Source organism: Stenotrophomonas maltophilia group sp. Smal13 (genome assembly GCF_030236855.1).
Lineage (GTDB): Bacteria > Pseudomonadota > Gammaproteobacteria > Xanthomonadales > Xanthomonadaceae > Stenotrophomonas > Stenotrophomonas maltophilia_A.
In genome coordinates, this window is the sequence record NZ_JASJSQ010000049.1 from 20,069 (window position 1) to 37,212 (window position 17,144).

Sequence of the window (17,144 nt, forward strand, 5' to 3'; positions counted from 1 at the left end):
GGAAGTCAGTTGCGAGTATGCATTCGGAGCTTCTTGGCCCCTATTTCAGCTTCCCATCCAATGAGCCGCTTGTGGCATTGCTTGCTTTATCACGGAGGATGATGCGAGCTCCTCTGTATCCAACGCTGTGATTCCATACCCAGCTCATTGCGACGCTCAGGCGATTTCGCACTCCGATAAGGAAGTAGATGTGAGCGAGCTTCCAGATCCACCATGCGATTCCTCCGCTCAGCTTTAGCTTCCCCATATCGATTACTGCAAGGCTGCGTCCAATCGTGGCGAGGTTGCCCTGGTGCCGGTACTTGAATGCAGCGGTCCTCCGCGCCCCTGTTATCAGCCCTTCAATCTGGCCCGCGACGTACTTGCCTTGTTGCTTGGCCGCCGGCGCGATTCCAGGAACGGTCTTTCCGTTCGCAGTGGCTGATGAAGCAGTGTCCCCAATCACGAAGATGTTGGGGGAACCAGGCACCGTTAGATCAGGGCCGACGATTGCGCGCCCCGCCCGATCTGATTCGGTGTCGAGCCAACGTGCGGCTGGAGACGCCTGAACTCCGGCTGCCCAGACGATTGTGGATGCCGCCAGCTTCCTGCCATTGAGCATCACCCCATCAGAGGCGCACTCTGTGACAGGTGCCCCCAACAAAACGGATACCCCAAGCTTCTCGAGGGCGCGCCTCGTGTACTCGGAGAGCTTTTCAGGAAAGACAGGAAGCAGCCGCGGACCCGCTTCAATGAGAAATACCCGGGTTTTGCTGGGATCAACTGACCGAAAGTCATCCTGCAGCGTGCCTCGCGCCAGCTCCGCGATGGTTCCGGCAAGCTCGACACCTGTAGGCCCACCACCAATGATCACAAAGGTTTGAAGGGCTTCTCGAACCTCGGGATCATTGCAGAGCTCCGCTTGCTCGAACGCGCTCAGGATCCTGCCTCGAATGGTTGTTGCGTCCTCCAGGCTCTTCAGGCCTGGAGCGTACTTCGACCATTCGTCATGCCCAAAGTAGGCATGTGTCGCTCCCGTAGCGAGCACAAGGGTGTCGTAAGGGTATCGAGTGCCGTCCTGAAGGATCACTTGGCGGGCAGCTTTATCCACACCCTCGACCTCCGCCATGAGGGTCCTCACCTCCGGGCGGTCACGGAACAGATAGCGGATCGGCCATGCAATCTCCGACGGTGACAGTGACGCACCAGCTACCTGGTAGAGCAGCGGCTGGAACAAGTGATAGTTCCGCCGGTCAATGATTGTTACATCGACATCCACTCCTTCAAGGTGCGTGGCGGCCTCCAGTCCGCCGAAGCCCGCCCCAACGATCACAACTTGATGACGATTTCTGGAGGTCTTGATCACGGCAGCACTCCCTAATTAGGTGCTCAGTGCCGATGCGTGGTGCTTGAGGTGATCGGCAATGAAGCTGGAGATGAAGTAGTAGCTATGGTCGTAACCATCGCGAAGGTTCAGCGAAAGCGGATGATTCGCCTTGGCGCATGCATCTCGAAGCAGTTCAGGGCGAAGCTGATTCTGCAAGAAGTCATCACTGAGCCCTTGATCCACCAGTAGGGGCAGGCGCTCCTTTGCATCTGCAATCAGCTCCACGGCGTCATACTGCCGCCACTGCTCCTGATCTCCCCCCAGGTAGGCCGAAAACGCCTTCTGGCCCCAAGGAACCTGGGTGGGCGCCACTATCGGAGAGAAGGCGGATACGCTGCGATAGCGACCTGGGTTTCGCAAAGCGATGACCAAGGCACCGTGGCCGCCCATTGAATGGCCGCTAATTGAGCGAGCCTGGCTAACAGGGAAGTTCTTCTCAACGAGAGCAGGCAGCTCACTTACAACGTAGTCATACATGCGGTAGTGGTCAGACCACGGTGCCTCGGTGGCATTGACGTAGAACCCCGCGCCTTGGCCGAGATCGTAAGCTGGATCATCCGCGACGGACTCTCCGCGCGGACTTGTATCCGGAGCAACGATGGCAATGCCATGCTCAGCAGCGAGCTGCTGCACTGCAGACTTGGTGATGAAGTTCTGCTCTGTGCACGTCAGGCCAGAGAGCCAGTAGAGAACAGGTACCGGGCCGCTGGACGCCTGCGGAGGGAGATAGACTCCAAACTTCATGGTGCAACCAAGGCTGGATGATTCATGCTGGTAGACGTCCTGCCATCCACCGAAGCTTGCGTGACGCTCAATGCGTTCCATTGTTCTTTCCTCTGAATTGAATTTGATAGGCCATCTATCGCGAATCGAATGTGGCCTTAAGCGAGGCTTTAGGCCTTGTCCTCGACTGCCGAGTCACCGTGTGCATGCCTAATCCTTCGGACAATCCACCAAATCAGCAGCAATACAGCGGGAACCAAGATCGCAGTGACGGTTGCTGCGATGTCATGCGTCCCAGGCAAACCCTTGAGCAGGTATGCGAGAAGACTCACGACGTAGTACGAGATGGCGGCCACCGACAAACCTTCCACCGTCTGCTGCAGGCGCAGCTGAACCTTCGCCCGTTCATTCATGGACGCCAGTAGGTCGCGGTTCTGCCGCTCGAGCTCAACATCAATCCACGACCGAAGGAGCGAGATTGAGCGCGTCAACTTGTCTGAGAGCTTCCCCTGTCGCTCCTTCACTGACTGGCAAGTTCGCATGGCCGGTGCAATCCTTCGATACAAGAAGTCCGCCCAGGTGCTATAGCCGGCAACTTGATCCTCCGCCAACGCATCCAGTCGCTCTTCAACAATTTCGTAGTAAGCCCGACTTGCACCAAACCTATAGAGATTTGCCGCGGCGTCCGCCTCCAACTCTGCAGCCAAGCTGGTCAAATCCGAGAGGAGTACGTCACTGTCACGACGTCCACCGGAGGCCCTGCGCATCTCTTCAGTAATTGCAGCCAGACGCGCCTCCATGCGACGAAGATTCGACGTCATGGAGCGAGTCAGCGGTAGCGCTAGCAGGGCAAGCGTTCGGTATGTCTCGACCTCGAGCAGTCGTTGTGCCAGCGCCCCTGCCCGCGCCGGAGTCAGGCCGCGATCAAGGATGAGCATGTGGGTTAGCCCTTCCTCGTCTTGCCGGAAGTCGGTCACAATGGCCGCGGCACCGTTCTCAACCAGCGAATAGCAGCGGCTGACGGGATCAAAGCAATCTATTTCCTTCTCCGCCACCGCGGTCCAAGGCAAAAGCCTGACGCTAACAGCCGAGATCACGGGTCCTGGCGGCTTGAATCCCTGTCTAAACGGGTTGTCCCCACAAGGCTCACCTGTTTCTGAGCTCAGTGGTGCGCTCCAGAGGTAGGAAGAGAACTCAGTGTGCTTCTCGCAGTGCAGATCGCCCTCATTCCACGTAAGCGCGTGATGAGGTGTGGTGTGATCCTCGACTGCAGCCCCCATACGACCTGAAAGATCGTCGATCGCGGCACGATCTCGACTCATGTCCCCTTCTGTCATGAAGGAGAGCTGGAGAAGGCTTCGCGGAGACTGGGTGAGCAGGTGCGGTCGCGCATGGACTTCCTCAACGGCGGCGCGGCGGTCCGCGTGCGCCGGCATCCCATATACGTAGCCTTCTGCTGGCGTGCCTGCAGCTTGGCTCAGGCCGGATGGGTCATTCATACATAGCCTCAAGAATGGATGATCTTCTAAACACCGCTCACGGGAGGTCTATCACTTGCTTGTGCGATAGCTCAGCGAAAGGTCGCGTGGTGGAACCGGCTCTGGTGTAGGGCGGTAGTGGGAACCACAACAAGCTGGGAGGACGGCACCGCATAGATCGCAGGCCCTTGCTCTCCCACCTTCCAAGCCAGGCGCGGACCACATGGGAGTCGCAACGAGGCTGGAAGCTCACTTCAAAGGGCCTGCCATGACTCAGTCAGATGCGGAAGGCAACGATGCCGACAGAGATTGCCCGCCCCAAGAAATACAGACAGGCACAACTCGACTGACATCATCCAGCATGCCTTGGAGCCTCCTGGAAAGGCCTCAACGTCCTAGTCGTGACGCCCTAACCCACGAAGGGGTTAGGAATGGCGGGTTCTACTTGGAAATGAAGTAGTTCGGACACCCATAGATTGCCTCCTCTACTTAGTACTAGCGCCATCAAGCAATGTCGCGAACTGACTAACGGAGATAGGAGCGGACAATAGAGATGGTCTCGTCAATCGACTTCCTTTGAGAGTCGGTGTGGGTGTCGCTATGCGGGAACTCTTCACGCAGATAGCTCTCCAGAACCGTCGCCATCAAACCATTGACCGCCCCGCGCACAGCAGCAAGCTGCTGAAGTACTGCAGCACATTCCGCCCCGCTCTCCAGAGCCTGCTCCAATGCAGCCACCTGTCCGCTGATCCGACGTACGCGGGTAAGGGCCTGCTTTTTCTCCCGAGGGCTGTGAGGCATTGCGCACCTGTCCGTATCACATGAGGGAACGATACTATACTCCCCGATAGTATGCAAGCTAGCAATCTGGGAGGGTCTTTAACTCCGTCAACTGAGTCTGCGCCTGATTTCGAGCAGCCGCCAGAGGCCAGTGAAAGGCCCCTCTCGCCCCACCCGCACACCAGAAAAGGCGGGCTCCTGCAGGAGCCACGCCCCACCACTCGGGAGAGTGGTTACATGTAGATGAATTGGCGGTATAGCTTGTCTAGCTCCAGCCTGACGAACTCGATCTCCTCCTCGTCCCCGGCATCAGAGAGATCCAGAAGCTGTCGCTCCTTTGATGTAATTCGATCACAGAGATCTTTTAGGCTGGCGCAGAACTCCGCTGAATGGGCATGCGACCGGTCAGGGCGAGCCTCTGTTGATCCCAACATTCCGCGAGACGTTGACGGGGTGATGCCGAACTCCTCATTGAACGCGATCTGATGCTGTCGCCTGTCATCAGTCTCAGAAATGGCCTGCCGCATCGCACTGGTGATCGTATCGGCATACATGATCGCCTTACCGCGCGAGTTTCTTGCAGCTCGTCCAATCATCTGAATGAGGGCCTGGCTCGACCGAAGGAAGCCCGCCTGGTCCGCATCAACGATAGCGACCAGAGAGGCCTCGGGAATATCGAGCCCCTCTCTCAGCAGGCTGATACCCACTAGCACATCGAACTCGCCGGCCCTCAGCCCATTGATGATCTCAACTCGATCCTCTGCCTTGATATCCGAGTGCATGTACTTCACACGCACCCCTTGATCCTCGAGGAACTCGCACAGCTCCTCAGCAGACACCTTTGTCAGCGTGGTCACCAAGACCCTGTCGCCCTCTCGTACACAACGGGCGATCTCTGACAGAAGATCGCACCTGTAGCCCTCCCTAGGCCTCACCTCTACCAGCGGATCGAGCAAGCCAGTGGGCCTGATGAGCTGGTCAATCAATCTTCCCTTGGATCTCCCAATCTCATAGGCGCCAGGCGTAGCCGAAACGAAGATCGTCTGGGGCTTGATGGCTTCAAACTCAGAGAAGCTAAGCGGTCTGTTGTTCATTGCCGAAGGTAGACGGAACCCGTACTCGATTAGAGTCTCCTTCCTGCTCTGATCGCTCCTGAACATTGCCGCGATCTGGGGAACCATGACGTGCGACTCGTCAACAAATAGCAGGCCATCCTTCGGGAGGTAGTCCATGAGCGTCGTCGGCCTAGCTCCTGACGGCTTTGAGTTCAGGTAACTGGAGTAGTTCTCCATGCCAGAGCAATATCCCAGCTCCCTCATCATCTCCACGTCGTTCGTGATCTTCTCGTAAAGCCTATTTGCCTCAACGATTCGACCAGATGCGTTGAGCTCCGCCACCCTGGCCTCCAAATCCTTGAGGATGGCCTTCGTAGCCTCATTGATTTCTGTTTTGGGGCTTGCGAAGAGTGTCTTTGGAGAAACGAGGTAGCGCGTCTCATCGCCAAGCTTCTTCCCTGTAACCGCATCAATCCAGATGAGCGACTGCACTCTCCCCTCGTCCGTGAGCTCTACTCTAATTGCCTTGTACTCAGAGTCGGCGGGAAAAATATCGACCACATCGCCAGACACACGGAACGTGCCACGCTTCAGGGTCCGCTCAGTCCTGTCGTACTGAAGCGATGCAAGCCGACGCAGGAAGTCCCTCTGATCCAGCTCGATTCCAAGCGCAAGCTCAACCTGCAGATCCCGGTAGCTCTGTGGGTCTCCCAGTCCATAGATTGAGGACACCGAAGCGACAACAATCACGTCTCTACGCTCAATCAGAGACTTCGTAGTCGATAGTCGAAGCCTCTCAAGGTGATCATTGATGGCTGAGTCTTTCTGGATGTAACGATCGCTACCTGGGATATAGACCTCTGGCTGGAAGAAGTCGTAGTAGGAAACGAAATACTCCACGGCGTTCTCGGGGAACAGCGCCTTCATCTCCCCGTAGAGCTGAGCAGTCAACGTCTTGTTTGGCGCAAGAATGAGCGTGGGTCGCTTCAGCCGATGGATCACATTGGCCATCGTGAAGGTCTTCCCTGACCCTGTAATTCCCTTCAAGGTCTGATGTGTTGCTCCCTCCTCGATGCCAGCAATCAGCCTGGCAATCGCCTCGGGCTGATCCCCCGCCGGCGTATGATCCGAATGCATCACGAACCTATCTGTTGACATCACTCTTGCTCCTGCTGGCTCAATTTTTGATCGTTATGGAAGTTAAAGCCGTCTAGAATATTCCGCCGCATACGTGCGGACAGAATCGGATGAGCGACACGAATGCTACCTTTGGGCAAGTTCTTTCCAGGTGAGCCTCGTAATCCATGGCTGACTGACGCTAGGGCATGAGCTTGCCTGCTGGAAAATGCCGGAGCGGCCTCACAAGTGCACCGACCTTCCTCCGCTCACACCTCACTCCTCCCTACGTGGCTGCTGCACTGGCTGCTGTACCGACTCCTGATCGACCACAGTCAGGGCCAGCGTAGACATTAGCTCTGTCTCGATCGTCCTCTGCATTGAGTAGATCGGGAGCGCGTTCGGCGCGGAACTGAATGGCTCCTCCAGCTGACGGCCCAGCGCATCGAGACCAAAAAACGTGTACGCCACAATGAGCACCGGTAGAAAGGTCCACCACCCCAATGTTCCTGCCAGCGCAAAAGGAAGCGTTGTGCAGAATACGATCGCAGTCCGGTGAAGCAGCAGCGAATACGAGAATGGAATCGGAGTATTGAGTATCCTCTCGCACCCACCTTGGATACGAGCCAAGTTGGCAAGCTGCTTGTCCAGCACCGAGTACTGAATCGAGTCGATCCTTCCCTCATGAGCCAGATGGGCAAGCTTCAAGCCAATGCCCTGGAGCACAGCGTCCGTCGGATTCGGGCCTTGTGATGCCTTGCCAATATCCCACCAAGGTGCGATCGCATGGGCTTCGTCGGCTCGGCGCAGTCGAGAATAGAGGCCCGCACTGAAGCCACACAGGCCTCGCAGGATCTGTGCTCGGCTGTTTGGATCCAGCAGGGACGTCTGCCTGGCTATCGAGCGACACGCTATGACCAGGTCACCCCAAAGGTGCCTCGCCTCCCACCATCTGGAGTAGCAAGCGTTGTTTCGAAAGCTCATGAATACGGAAAGTGCGATACCAATGAGCGTGAACGGAACGGCACTGAAGCGAGCAAAGATTCCTGGATGCTCCGTTGATGCGAGCACCGCTCCTGCGGTCACAATGCTAATCAGTAGTAGATGCAATGCGATCCTGGGCAGGATGGTACCCCTGACGGCAAACGCAACGTCCCACAACGTCGGCTGCCTTCGCATTCTCGTTTCAACATCTGGGAGACGGTGTGTCATGCCAACCTCTGATTCATTGATCGACTGCTGGCGTCGATACGCCCAGGCAACAAATTCCTTCCACTTGAGTTCGAAATGCGAATGACATCACGCCGTTCGCATGACACTGCTACAGCAGGTCTAATGCAGTTCATCGTCGGCAGCCTCGGGCATCCATAGTTCAATGACCGTCCCTGTCAGGCCGGTTCTCTCCACAGACAGGCTGCCACCGTAGCGGTTGGCAAGCATCTGACTGATGGAAAGACCCAGCCCGGTACCTTGACGATGTTTGGTCGTAAAGAATGGCTCAAAAATTCGGACCAGAATATCCTGAGGAATGCCGCTTCCAGTATCTGAGACTCGCAAAGCGACGCCAGGGTGACCATGAACGTCGTCAACGTCCAACGTCGCCAATCCCAGCGTTCCGCCCTTCTGCATCACATAGATTGCATTGATCATGAGGTTCACAAGAATTTGCTGCAGCTCGCCCCGATTGCCCGTTACGAGCCGTGTGGACAGGAAGTTCTCCTCTATCTTCACGGGATGGCGCTTGATGAGGTGTTGAATCAGGGGCAGCGTCTCCAACATCAGCGTGGCGGGCTCTAGCAGCTCACTATGACCGGAGTACTCACTGGGCTTGGAGAACTGCAGCAACTTGGAAACAATGGTGCTGATACGCCCAATCTGATCCTCAATGAGGTCAATCTCTTCTCCAAACCGCTGGCCCTCGGGCTCCCTGATCGAGTCACGCAGAAGCTCGAGGTTCCCCTGCATGACGGCAAGCGGATTGTTGATCTCGTGCGCTATTCCTGCTGCGATCTCGCCAATTGTTGCCAGCTTCTCAGTGACAATCAGGTGCTGGGTCGTCTCTTCTAACCGTCTATTGGCTAGTGCGAGACCAGCAGTTCGCTCCTCTACCCTGGAATTGAGCTCCTCGTTCCAGGCGACCAGCTGTCGTTCCTTCTCTTCCAGCTGACAGAGCAGCTGGTCCAAGTGCGAAGCGACACGTCCGATTTCATCATTGGATGCCCCTGCTCCGGAGCGAGCACTGCGGTCACCCGCCTTGACCCGTCCAATTGCCTGATCCATCCGCTCAAGTGGCTTGAACACGCCGCGAGCGATGTACAGAAAAAGGGGTACGGTGATGGCTGCAACAAGCAGGCAACCGAACACGATCGCTCCGATGGAATTTCGACGGGCGGTGGTGAATGGCTCCTCCAGAAAGCCCACGAAGAGCATACCAATGGGTACGCCCCGGCCATTGAGAATGGGCATATAGCCGGCAATGTACCAATCATTGACTACGTAGGCTCTCGCCTGCCAGGTCTTTCCCTGGCCCAGCACGGCCTCGGCCACTTCAGAAGACACCCGTGTCCCCGACGCTGGGTTCCCTCCCGCCAACAACGCGTTGGTGCTGATGCGGGTATCACCAAGGAAGATGGAGGCTATCCCTGTTGCGCCAGTACGCAGGGCCTTATCGCGGTAGACAAGATCAGTGATCTGCTTGATGAATTCGGTGTTGTGGTTCAGCAGAGTACCCGCAATCAAGACGCCGACCTGATTGTTTGGCAGTGCAACCGGCGTTGCAGCTTGAATCATTAGGCCCCGCTTCTCACTCTGGGCCGAATCGACAGGATTCCTTGCGTTATGCGGACGAATGACCTCGGCCCGTGCGGCGAGCTTTGGGGAGATCTCCATCAGATCGTCCCGACTTACCACCCCCACCTCCACGCTGGACGCCCCCTTCAGGGCCTTTTCGATGACTGACCAGTCCAAGTCAAGCTCAGCTGGCGAGGCCGGCTCGCTACTAGCCAACAAGCGACCGTTTGAATCCAACAGTGCGATGAAGTCTAGTGAACCACCTTGGGCTTTCGACGCTAGTAGGCTGCCAAGCTCTGCATTCTTGTTGACCCCCTGGCTAATGACGCCATGGAAGCTCTGCGAATCAGCAATCGCAGCCAGCGTCGCGCGGTCGTTGACGAGCAGCTGGTTCATGTACTGTCCCGCAACTTTCAGGTCCCCGCCGACCTTCGAGGCGAGCAGTCGGTCGAAGCGCAAATCCCATTGGTAGATGAGTCCGCCGACGATAGCCGGCAGGATCACAAACATTGGAAGGATCGCGATTAGAAGCAGGCGGAAGCGAACTGAGCGCGCTCGGTTCATTGCAGATTCCTAGGCTGATACATTCCAACTGGAGCACTTACGATCAATCGTCTTTCGCGATATGCCCAAGATCGTGGCCGCTCTTTCGCGATCTCCGCCAGTCTCACGAAGCACTGCAAGGATGTGCCTGCGCTCGACCTCCGAGAGCAGCCGGCTTCGTGGGTCAGAGAGTGACTCCAACCGCTCAAGCTGAGTCGGAAAGTGTCCGAGTATCAGGCTACGCTCAACGTAGTTGTGAAGCTCGCGGACGTTCCCGGGCCACGAGTAGCTCTGAAGATATGCCCGGGTCCTTTCGTCGATCGGAATCGGTTGAAGGCCAAGCTGCAGCCCCAGCTCACGCATGAAGCCCGCCGCCAGCTCCAACACATCAGCGCCGCGGTCATGAAGGCGAGGAAGCGACACCTCGAGAACGTTGATGCGATAGTAGAGATCCGACCGGAATGTTCCATTCTTCACTTCCGCAACCAAATTCCTGTTGGTTGAGAAGATGAATCTGACATCGATCGGAATCTCCCGATCTGCGCCAACTGGTCGTATCCGTCTATCTTCAAGCATCCTTAGCAGCTTTCCTTGGAGAGCCAAGGGAAGATCAGCGACTTCGTCAAACAGCAATGTTCCGCCTTCTGCATAGGCGACCAGCCCTTGGCGAGACGAGTTCGCTCCACTGAACGTTCCTTTGAGACTCCCGAACAGTTCAACGTCAATCAACTCGCTGGGAACAGCTGCACAATTTATTGGAATGAAAGGATGAGATGCCCGTGCGGACAACGCGTGCAGCGATCTTGCGGCAACCTCCTTTCCAGAGCCGGATTCTCCAGTGAACAGCACGCTACTGGGCAGTGGTGCGACCTTCGCGATCAGATCCTTGGTGGCCTGAATCGCACGCGAGCTACCTGTGAGCCTGTCTCGAAGCGCAGCTGGTGCACCGGAGCCATGTAGCTCGTGACGGAGAATGGCATTCTCCCGCCGTAGGCGACCGCGTTCCAGGCAGCGCGATATAGCGGCCAGCAACTGATTGGTTCTGAAAGGCTTGAGAAGAAAATCAGCCGCTCCCGCGCGGATAGCGCCGATAGCGGAATCCAAGTCTGCGTACGCAGTAATCAGAATGAAGTCGGCCAAGACCCCTCCCCTGCGCTGGTCCTCCAGCCACGCGATGCCACTCTTCCCTGGCAACACGTTGTCCACAATCACGATGTCAAAGTGGCGCTCCGTCAGATGCTGCTCCGCTTCAATGGTGTCAGCTGCAGCTTCCACAGCTTTGCATCGCGGTCGCAAGGCACGAACCAAGAAGCTACGCATGCCAGGTTCGTCGTCAACGATCAGTATCGATGAGCGCGCAAGGTCCGGCCATGCAAGATCGCCGTTTGCGCGCTCTTCGGAAGATTGGTTGGCGCTCTTTGGCGTCATGTTTCCCTCAGTACAATTGAAGCTTGGCTAGTTCCGTCGATTCGTGGTCGAGTTCATTTCGATCTTTCGACCGCTAGACGACGGGTGACATATCGAACAAAACACCCCCTCTCACGACGTAGGACGTTGTGCACCAAAGGCCAGTCTGAGACGTTCAATGCTGTCGACCTCAGTCATATGCCAATCCGGAATTCTTGCCCTATAAGCCTCGTATCGACCTCTTGGTGGCCAAACGGACCGGAGGCTCCTCGCCATATTGCCCAGAGCGCCAATGGCCTCCGTGCCCCTCCAAGCCCCTCGGCGGTCGGCCGCCACGGGAGGCTGGAGAAGTCTCGCTCCCTTCGAGCGGATCATTACGCCAATTCGGCCATATGGGAAGCGCTGGGTGCGCGTTGTCCCCGCCTCGGCCGGAGCCACGCAGCGCGGCCAAGCACGGGCGAGTCGATCCGCCTTGCAAGAAGGTCCAGGCCCTACCGCTCGCCTACCGGCATAGAGATGCCTATGCACCAGGGTCGTCTCCCATTTGCGCGGCTCGCGGGCAGATGTATCGTGGCTTTGGGCTCTCTGAGTCTCCGACCGACTGATGGTTGCTCTTCCCCTCAAGACCTGGGCTTGTTGGGGAGCTGACTAAGGATGGTAGAAGGCGGGGCTGACGGGTCGGCCTCTGACGCGAGCCGGGAGGAGAGGTCAGTCGCCCATTTTCGATGCAGGCGATCTGGTCCCCAAATATCTCAATGTCGTTGGGATCATGGCTGATCAGCAGCAGTGGAATACCGGCCCCGTCCAGCACGGCCTCCAGCTCCTGGCGCAGGTGCTGGCGAAGATCATGGTCCAGCGCGGAGAACGGTTCATCCAGCAGCAGCGCCTGCGGCTGCGTCACCAGGGCGCGTGCCAGGGCAGTACGCTGGCGTTGGCCACCGGAGACCTGCGAGGGCAGCAGATCGCCCACCGTGTCGATGCGGAATGCGTGCAACCACTGCTCCACCGCATCGAAGCGCTGGCCGACCCGCGGATTCAACCAGCCCTTCTCCAGACCGAACGCCACGTTCTGGCGCACGCTCAGATGCGGGAACAACGCGTAATCTTGGAAGACATAGCCCAACCGGCGGCGCTGCGGCGGCAGATCCACGCCGGTGGCCGCATCGAACAGGGCCTGCCCCTGCAGCCGTACATGGCCCTGCCCCGGCCGCAGCAGTCCGGCCACCGCCTTCAGGGTCAGGCTCTTGCCGGCGCCCGAGGGTCCGAACAGCACCACCTGGCGCTGCGTGCACTGCAGCGATACGTCCAACACGAAATCCTGGCCGGCCGCCTGCAGGCGGCGCTGCACCTGCAGGTCAAGCCACATCACGCAGCTCCCGGCGGCGTCCGCCCACCAGCCGCGCGGCCAGCAACAGGATCACGATGCAGACCACCGAGGTCAGGATCACCAACGCATTGGCCTTGCCATCCTGGCCGGCCTGCACCGCCTCGTAGATGGCGATCGACAGCGTCTGCGTGCGGCCGGGAATGCTGCCGGCCACCATCAATGTCGCGCCAAACTCACCCATCGCGCGTGCAAACGCCAGCAGCAGCCCGGCGAGGATGCCGCGCCAGGCCAGCGGCAGTGTGATGCGGAAGAACACCGCCGCCTCGGACACACCGAGCGTGCGTGCGGCCTGCTCCAGCTGCCCGTCGACCTCCTCGAACGCCGCGCGCGCAGGCTTGAACACCAGCGGCAGCGAAGCCACCGCCGCAGCAATCACCGCCGCCTGCCAGGTGAACACCAGGTTGATGCCGAACCACGATTGCAGCCACGCGCCGATCAGGCCGTTGCGACCGATCAGTACCAGCAGGTAGTAGCCCAGCACCGTCGGTGGCAGCACCATCGGCAGGGTCAGCAGCGAATCCAGAAGCTCACGCCCCGGGAAGCGCCGCCGCGCCAACAACGCACCCAGTGCCACGCCCAGCACCAGGTTGATCGCCGTGGCCCAACCGGCCACCTTCAGCGACAGCCACAGGGCACTCCAGTCCAGATCCATGCCTCAGGGCTTGCCGAACCCGTGCCTGGCCAGGATCGCCTGGCCCTGTGCCGAACGCACGAACGCGGTGAAGCGCTGGGCTTCGGCCGGCTGCGCGCTGGCCTTGGTCACGGCCAGCGGATAGGCAATGCGCCCCGCCACCGGCACCGCGAAGGCACGGCGTACCCGGTCGGGCATCGCCTGTGCATCGGTGGCATAGACGAAGCCGGCATCCACTTCGCCGCGCGCCACGTAGTCCAGCGACTGGCGCACATTCTGCGTGGTGATGGCCTTGCCCTGTACCGACGGCCACAGGCCCGCCGCTTCCAGCGCGCCCTTGGCATAGCGCCCGACCGGCACGCTGTCCGGGTTGCCCAGTGCGATGCGCTGCACACCGGCACCGGCCAGGTCCTTCAAGGTACGCGGCGCGGCCTTCGCCTGCGGCGGCACCACCACCCACAACGCGTTCACCGCGAACACCTCGCGGGTGCCCGCCGCCAGCAGATCCTGCTGCTGGGCCTGGTCCATCGTGGTTTCGTCGGCCGATGCGAATACGTCCACCGGCGCGCCACGGCTGATCTGCTGCAGCAGCACGCCGGAGGCGGCGAAGTTGAAATCGACCTTGGTTCCCGGGTGCGCCTTCTCGTAGGCCGCGCCCAGCTCGCGGAAGCTCTCGGTCAGGCTCGACGCCGCCGACACCGTCAGGTCGGCTGCCCAGGCTGGCACCGCGGCCAGCAGTCCCAGCAACAACAGTCCAGCTCGTTTCATCATTGGTTTCCCCGTTTGGTTGGGTTTAGATCGGTTTCACCGCCTATCCTTGGCATCGCAGGCGCTACATAGGTGGCCCGCCCAGAGCTAGGCAGAGGGTGCACGACGGTGCGGACCTCGTTGGCGCAGGCTGTCTCGTACATCCACATCGAATTGAAGCTGCAGCGAGATGTCATCACCCAGCGCGATGCCAAAACCAAGACCATCACGACAGGGCAAACGTGATGCCAAGGACTGAACCGCTTCGCGAGGAAGCATCAACCGGCAGTACTCGCTCCCCTCCAGAAGCACCGCCTGTTGCCCTGCATGCAGTGATAGCACCATGCCCCAGCCGCGATCGCCGCCGAACCGCGTCAGGTTCTCCACCGATTCGCCGGCCAGCAACTGCGCTAGCTCCTCTTCATCAACGCGCAGACGAACTGCCTGCCGCTGTAGCTGGACTTTCATGATGCAATGAACTCGAGCTCGGTTGAGGTGTTGCAGTTGAGTAGCTGGTCGTATTCGCTATCCGCCAGTGGCAGCTCGATTGCGCCCAAGCGTTCTCGCAGGGCGCGTAGCGAGCGGTGCGCCGCCGGATTCTCGATCAATTCCCGCAACACATGCCGGCAATGGTCATCAATCTGCAACCGCATCGGCAGGCGTTCTTCCGCAAACAGCACACAGGCAGCCGAAGGCGCATCACGTAACCGTTGTAGTAACGCTGGGGTCACATTGGGCGTATCCACCGGAAGCACCAGAGCGGCAGCGTCCGGCATGCACATGGCCACACTGTAGAGCCCGCCCAACGGGCCGCAGCGTGCCACGCGATCAGGAATGCCACCGAAGGCCGGGTAGTTGCCACTCACCCATACCCTTTCCGCACCTGCCTGTCGCAGCAGGCCACGCATGTGCTCTAGCAGGGCTCGCCCGTGCCACGGTAGCAGCGCCTTGTCACGGCCCATCCGGCTGGAAAGACCACCGGCCAGCACGATGCCGTCAGTGGGAATGTTCGTGATCGTGTGCACATTCATGGGCATTGTCATGAGCTTGCGTGGGTTCGCTGTCCGCATGGCAGAGACTGCAGCCTTCGGTCCACTCGCTGTCGCCGTCCTCGTAGTGCTCCTGCTTCCAGATCGGGCACTGGTGCTTCACCACCTCGATCAGCTGCCGGCAGGCCCGGAACGCCTCGTCGCGGTGCGGGCTGCCCGCGGCCACCACCACCGCCACATCGCCAATGCCGAGTCGCCCCTTCGCGTGGGCCACATACAGTTTCAACTTCGGACCGAACGTCGCCTCGACCTCTGCCGCCAGACGCTTGAATTCGTTCAGCACCAACGGCTCGAACAGGTCGTAGGTGATGCCCGTCACTGCGCGGCCGATGTTGACGTCGCGCACCTTGCCGATGAACACGTCAATGCCGCCGAAGCCCGGATCTGAGACCGCGGCGATGCCCTCGCCCGGATCGATCGACGCCTGCGCGCGGTCCACCACCTTCGCAATGATCTTCCCGCTCATGGCTCAGCCCCCGCTCACCGGCGGCAGGATCGCCACCCGGCCATCGTCGGGCAGCGCCTCGTGGTCGCGCAGCACGCGTTGCTGGTCGGCGAACGCCGAATAATCCAGCAGGCCGGCACGGAATCCCGGCCAACGCACCGGAAGCAGCTCGCGCAGCGCCTGGCGCAGATCGGCCACGGTGCCACCGGCCACATCCACGGCAATCTCGCGGCTGGCATCCAGATCGGAAAACGCACCGAACAACTGCAGATTCACCTGTTTCATCATGACTCCTGGCTCACCAGCTGCACCGGTTCGTGGTGACCCCAGCCCTGCACGCGCACGAAGGTGCCAGCGCTGGCCAGGTCTCCCTCGGCCTCCAGCACCACCCAGGCGTTGGCCTGCAGCATGGACATCAAACGGAACGACTCCTGCCCGGACAGCACGCGCGCACTCAGGCGCCCCTGACCGTCCACTTCCACCCGCGCACGCGCGTGGAAGCGCAGGCCCGGCGGCTTGCGCACGTCGGCCTGCAGCGGCAGCTGCAACACGGTTTCCGGTGCCAACCCCAGCAGGCGGCGCAGCACCGGCTCCACGAAGAAGCGCTGGCCCACGGCGGCCGACACCGGGTTGCCCGGCAGACCGAAATACAGCGTGCCATTGGGCAGCACCGCAAACAGCAGCGGCTTGCCCGGGCGGATCGCCACCTTGTGGAACACGATGCGCGCACCACGTCCACGCAGCGCATCGGGAACGAAATCGTAGCGGCCGGCCGACACCGCGCCGGTGCTGATCAGCAGCTGCGCGCCCGCAGCCAGCGCTTCATCCAGCACCGCATTGAACGCGGCCACGTCATCACCCACCGTGCCCTGCCAGACCACCTCGGCACCGGCGGCCTGCAGGCGGCCAACCAGGTAGGGCCGGTTGCTGTCGCGGATCTGGCCGGACTCCAGCGTCTGCGCCGCCTCGGCCACCAGCTCCTTGCCGGTGGCGATCACCGCCGCCTTCGGCCGTGCCACCACCGCCACCTGGCCCACGCCGATGGCATGCAGCAGGGTGCGTGCATTGATATCCAGCACCTGCCCGGCCTGCAGCACACGCTCGCCGTCGCTCACATCCTGGCCGCGCAGGCGTACGTTCTGGCCCGGCTTCACCGTGCTCTTCAGAGCAATGCGGGTCGGGCGGCCGTCCTCGCTGGCGAGGACGTCCACGTTCTCGACCGGCACCACCGTATCCAGTCCAACCGGCATGCGCGCGCCGGTCATGATTTCCCAGGCACCCTCGCCGCCTTCGGCGCCGGCATCGCCGGCTGCCTGCCAGCCCTGCACCGCGAATTCGGTACCGGCTTCGAACGTCGCGCCGTTGGCGCGCAGCGCGAAACCGTCCATCGCCGAATTGTCGAACGGCGGCAGCGACTGCCCACTGATGATGTCACTGGCCAGGGTACGGCCGCCGGCCTCATGCAGCGGCAGATGTTCGGCCGGCAGCGGCGTGGCTGCGTCCAGCAGGTGCTGCAACGCTTCGCTATAGGCAATCATCAGTGGCCACCACCGTCGACCATCGCCAGGGCGTGGCCCAGTACCGGCGCCAGGATGTCCAGGCACTGCGCCGCCGCCTTCGGGCTGCC

General features: G+C 60.0%; 15 protein-coding genes and 1 pseudogene. All 16 read right to left on the minus strand.

Translation table 11 applies throughout. The features are described 5' to 3' along the window. Positions 1-40: 40 nt before the first annotated feature. Positions 41-1,345 (minus strand): NAD(P)/FAD-dependent oxidoreductase, encoded by a 1,305-nt coding sequence (locus QRO95_RS15975; RefSeq protein ID WP_164171424.1) that lies wholly within the window; start codon positions 1,343-1,345, stop codon positions 41-43. 15 nt (positions 1,346-1,360) lie between these two features. Then, positions 1,361-2,191 carry an S-formylglutathione hydrolase gene (gene fghA / locus QRO95_RS15980; protein WP_005413342.1) on the minus strand — a complete coding sequence of 277 codons (831 nt, stop codon included), beginning with the start codon at positions 2,189-2,191 and terminating at the stop codon, positions 1,361-1,363. Positions 2,192-2,259: 68 nt separating this feature from the next. Continuing rightward, positions 2,260-3,588 carry a DUF3422 family protein gene (locus QRO95_RS15985; RefSeq protein ID WP_164171426.1) on the minus strand — a complete coding sequence of 443 codons (1,329 nt, stop codon included), beginning with the start codon at positions 3,586-3,588 and terminating at the stop codon, positions 2,260-2,262. A 504-nt stretch (positions 3,589-4,092) separates the two neighbouring features. Then, entirely contained in the window at positions 4,093-4,368 is a 276-nt protein-coding gene (gene frmR / locus QRO95_RS15990) for a formaldehyde-responsive transcriptional repressor FrmR (RefSeq protein ID WP_017354484.1), read from the minus strand. Positions 4,369-4,580: 212 nt separating this feature from the next. Next, on the minus strand, positions 4,581-6,560 hold the full coding sequence (gene uvrB / locus QRO95_RS15995) for an excinuclease ABC subunit UvrB (protein ID WP_285302979.1): 1,980 nt from the start codon (positions 6,558-6,560) through the stop codon (positions 4,581-4,583). Positions 6,561-6,794: 234 nt separating this feature from the next. Further along, positions 6,795-7,730, minus strand: a complete 936-nt coding sequence (locus tag QRO95_RS16000; RefSeq protein WP_239518979.1) for a bestrophin family protein — start codon at positions 7,728-7,730, stop codon at positions 6,795-6,797. Positions 7,731-7,850: 120 nt separating this feature from the next. Next, entirely contained in the window at positions 7,851-9,872 is a 2,022-nt protein-coding gene (locus QRO95_RS16005) for a cache domain-containing protein (RefSeq protein WP_164171428.1), read from the minus strand. Between the two features lie 9 nt (positions 9,873-9,881). Continuing rightward, complete coding sequence (locus tag QRO95_RS16010; RefSeq protein ID WP_164171429.1) at positions 9,882-11,279, minus strand: sigma-54 dependent transcriptional regulator; 1,398 nt, start codon at positions 11,277-11,279, stop codon at positions 9,882-9,884. Between the two features lie 688 nt (positions 11,280-11,967). Then, a pseudogene (locus QRO95_RS16015) lies at positions 11,968-12,624 on the minus strand (ATP-binding cassette domain-containing protein); the annotation flags it as partial. After that, a complete protein-coding gene (modB, locus tag QRO95_RS16020) occupies positions 12,614-13,297 on the minus strand; it encodes a molybdate ABC transporter permease subunit (RefSeq protein WP_164171431.1) in 684 nt (227 codons plus the stop codon). The pseudogene QRO95_RS16015 and the gene modB, both read right to left, overlap by 11 nt. Before the next feature lie 3 nt (positions 13,298-13,300). Continuing rightward, positions 13,301-14,044, minus strand: a complete 744-nt coding sequence (gene modA / locus QRO95_RS16025; protein ID WP_164171432.1) for a molybdate ABC transporter substrate-binding protein — start codon at positions 14,042-14,044, stop codon at positions 13,301-13,303. 87 nt (positions 14,045-14,131) lie between these two features. After that, the gene (locus QRO95_RS16030) at positions 14,132-14,491 is read right to left on the minus strand and encodes a hypothetical protein (protein ID WP_032966746.1); all 360 of its coding nucleotides are present in this window, start codon (positions 14,489-14,491) and stop codon (positions 14,132-14,134) included. Then, complete coding sequence (locus QRO95_RS16035; protein ID WP_164171433.1) at positions 14,488-15,054, minus strand: molybdenum cofactor guanylyltransferase; 567 nt, start codon at positions 15,052-15,054, stop codon at positions 14,488-14,490. Before QRO95_RS16035 ends, QRO95_RS16030 begins: the two co-directional genes overlap by 4 nt. Continuing rightward, positions 15,020-15,538 carry a molybdenum cofactor biosynthesis protein MoaE gene (locus QRO95_RS16040; protein WP_164171434.1) on the minus strand — a complete coding sequence of 173 codons (519 nt, stop codon included), beginning with the start codon at positions 15,536-15,538 and terminating at the stop codon, positions 15,020-15,022. Before QRO95_RS16040 ends, QRO95_RS16035 begins: the two co-directional genes overlap by 35 nt. Before the next feature lie 3 nt (positions 15,539-15,541). After that, positions 15,542-15,802: a MoaD/ThiS family protein gene (locus QRO95_RS16045; RefSeq protein WP_017354494.1), complete on the minus strand. Its 261-nt coding sequence runs from the start codon at positions 15,800-15,802 to the stop codon at positions 15,542-15,544. Then, positions 15,802-17,055, minus strand: a complete 1,254-nt coding sequence (gene glp / locus QRO95_RS16050; protein ID WP_285302980.1) for a gephyrin-like molybdotransferase Glp — start codon at positions 17,053-17,055, stop codon at positions 15,802-15,804. Before glp ends, QRO95_RS16045 begins: the two co-directional genes overlap by 1 nt. Positions 17,056-17,144: the final 89 nt, after the last annotated feature.

What these genes read in the sequence shown, in the direction of transcription:
- QRO95_RS16045 (WP_017354494.1), bottom strand. Translation starts at nt 15,802, where the DNA reads ATGAAACAGGTGAATCTGCAGTTGTTCGGTGCGTTTTCCGATCTGGAT.
- QRO95_RS16010 (WP_164171429.1), bottom strand. Translation starts at nt 11,279, where the DNA reads ATGACGCCAAAGAGCGCCAACCAATCTTCCGAAGAGCGCGCAAACGGC.
- fghA (WP_005413342.1), bottom strand. Translation starts at nt 2,191, where the DNA reads ATGGAACGCATTGAGCGTCACGCAAGCTTCGGTGGATGGCAGGACGTC.
- QRO95_RS16000 (WP_239518979.1), bottom strand. Translation starts at nt 7,730, where the DNA reads ATGACACACCGTCTCCCAGATGTTGAAACGAGAATGCGAAGGCAGCCG.
- frmR (WP_017354484.1), bottom strand. Translation starts at nt 4,368, where the DNA reads ATGCCTCACAGCCCTCGGGAGAAAAAGCAGGCCCTTACCCGCGTACGT.
- QRO95_RS16035 (WP_164171433.1), bottom strand. Translation starts at nt 15,054, where the DNA reads ATGAATGTGCACACGATCACGAACATTCCCACTGACGGCATCGTGCTG.
- QRO95_RS16040 (WP_164171434.1), bottom strand. Translation starts at nt 15,538, where the DNA reads ATGAGCGGGAAGATCATTGCGAAGGTGGTGGACCGCGCGCAGGCGTCG.
- modB (WP_164171431.1), bottom strand. Translation starts at nt 13,297, where the DNA reads ATGGATCTGGACTGGAGTGCCCTGTGGCTGTCGCTGAAGGTGGCCGGT.
- QRO95_RS15985 (WP_164171426.1), bottom strand. Translation starts at nt 3,588, where the DNA reads ATGAATGACCCATCCGGCCTGAGCCAAGCTGCAGGCACGCCAGCAGAA.
- QRO95_RS16005 (WP_164171428.1), bottom strand. Translation starts at nt 9,872, where the DNA reads ATGAACCGAGCGCGCTCAGTTCGCTTCCGCCTGCTTCTAATCGCGATC.
- QRO95_RS16030 (WP_032966746.1), bottom strand. Translation starts at nt 14,491, where the DNA reads ATGAAAGTCCAGCTACAGCGGCAGGCAGTTCGTCTGCGCGTTGATGAA.
- uvrB (WP_285302979.1), bottom strand. Translation starts at nt 6,560, where the DNA reads ATGTCAACAGATAGGTTCGTGATGCATTCGGATCATACGCCGGCGGGG.
- glp (WP_285302980.1), bottom strand. Translation starts at nt 17,055, where the DNA reads ATGATTGCCTATAGCGAAGCGTTGCAGCACCTGCTGGACGCAGCCACG.
- modA (WP_164171432.1), bottom strand. Translation starts at nt 14,044, where the DNA reads ATGAAACGAGCTGGACTGTTGTTGCTGGGACTGCTGGCCGCGGTGCCA.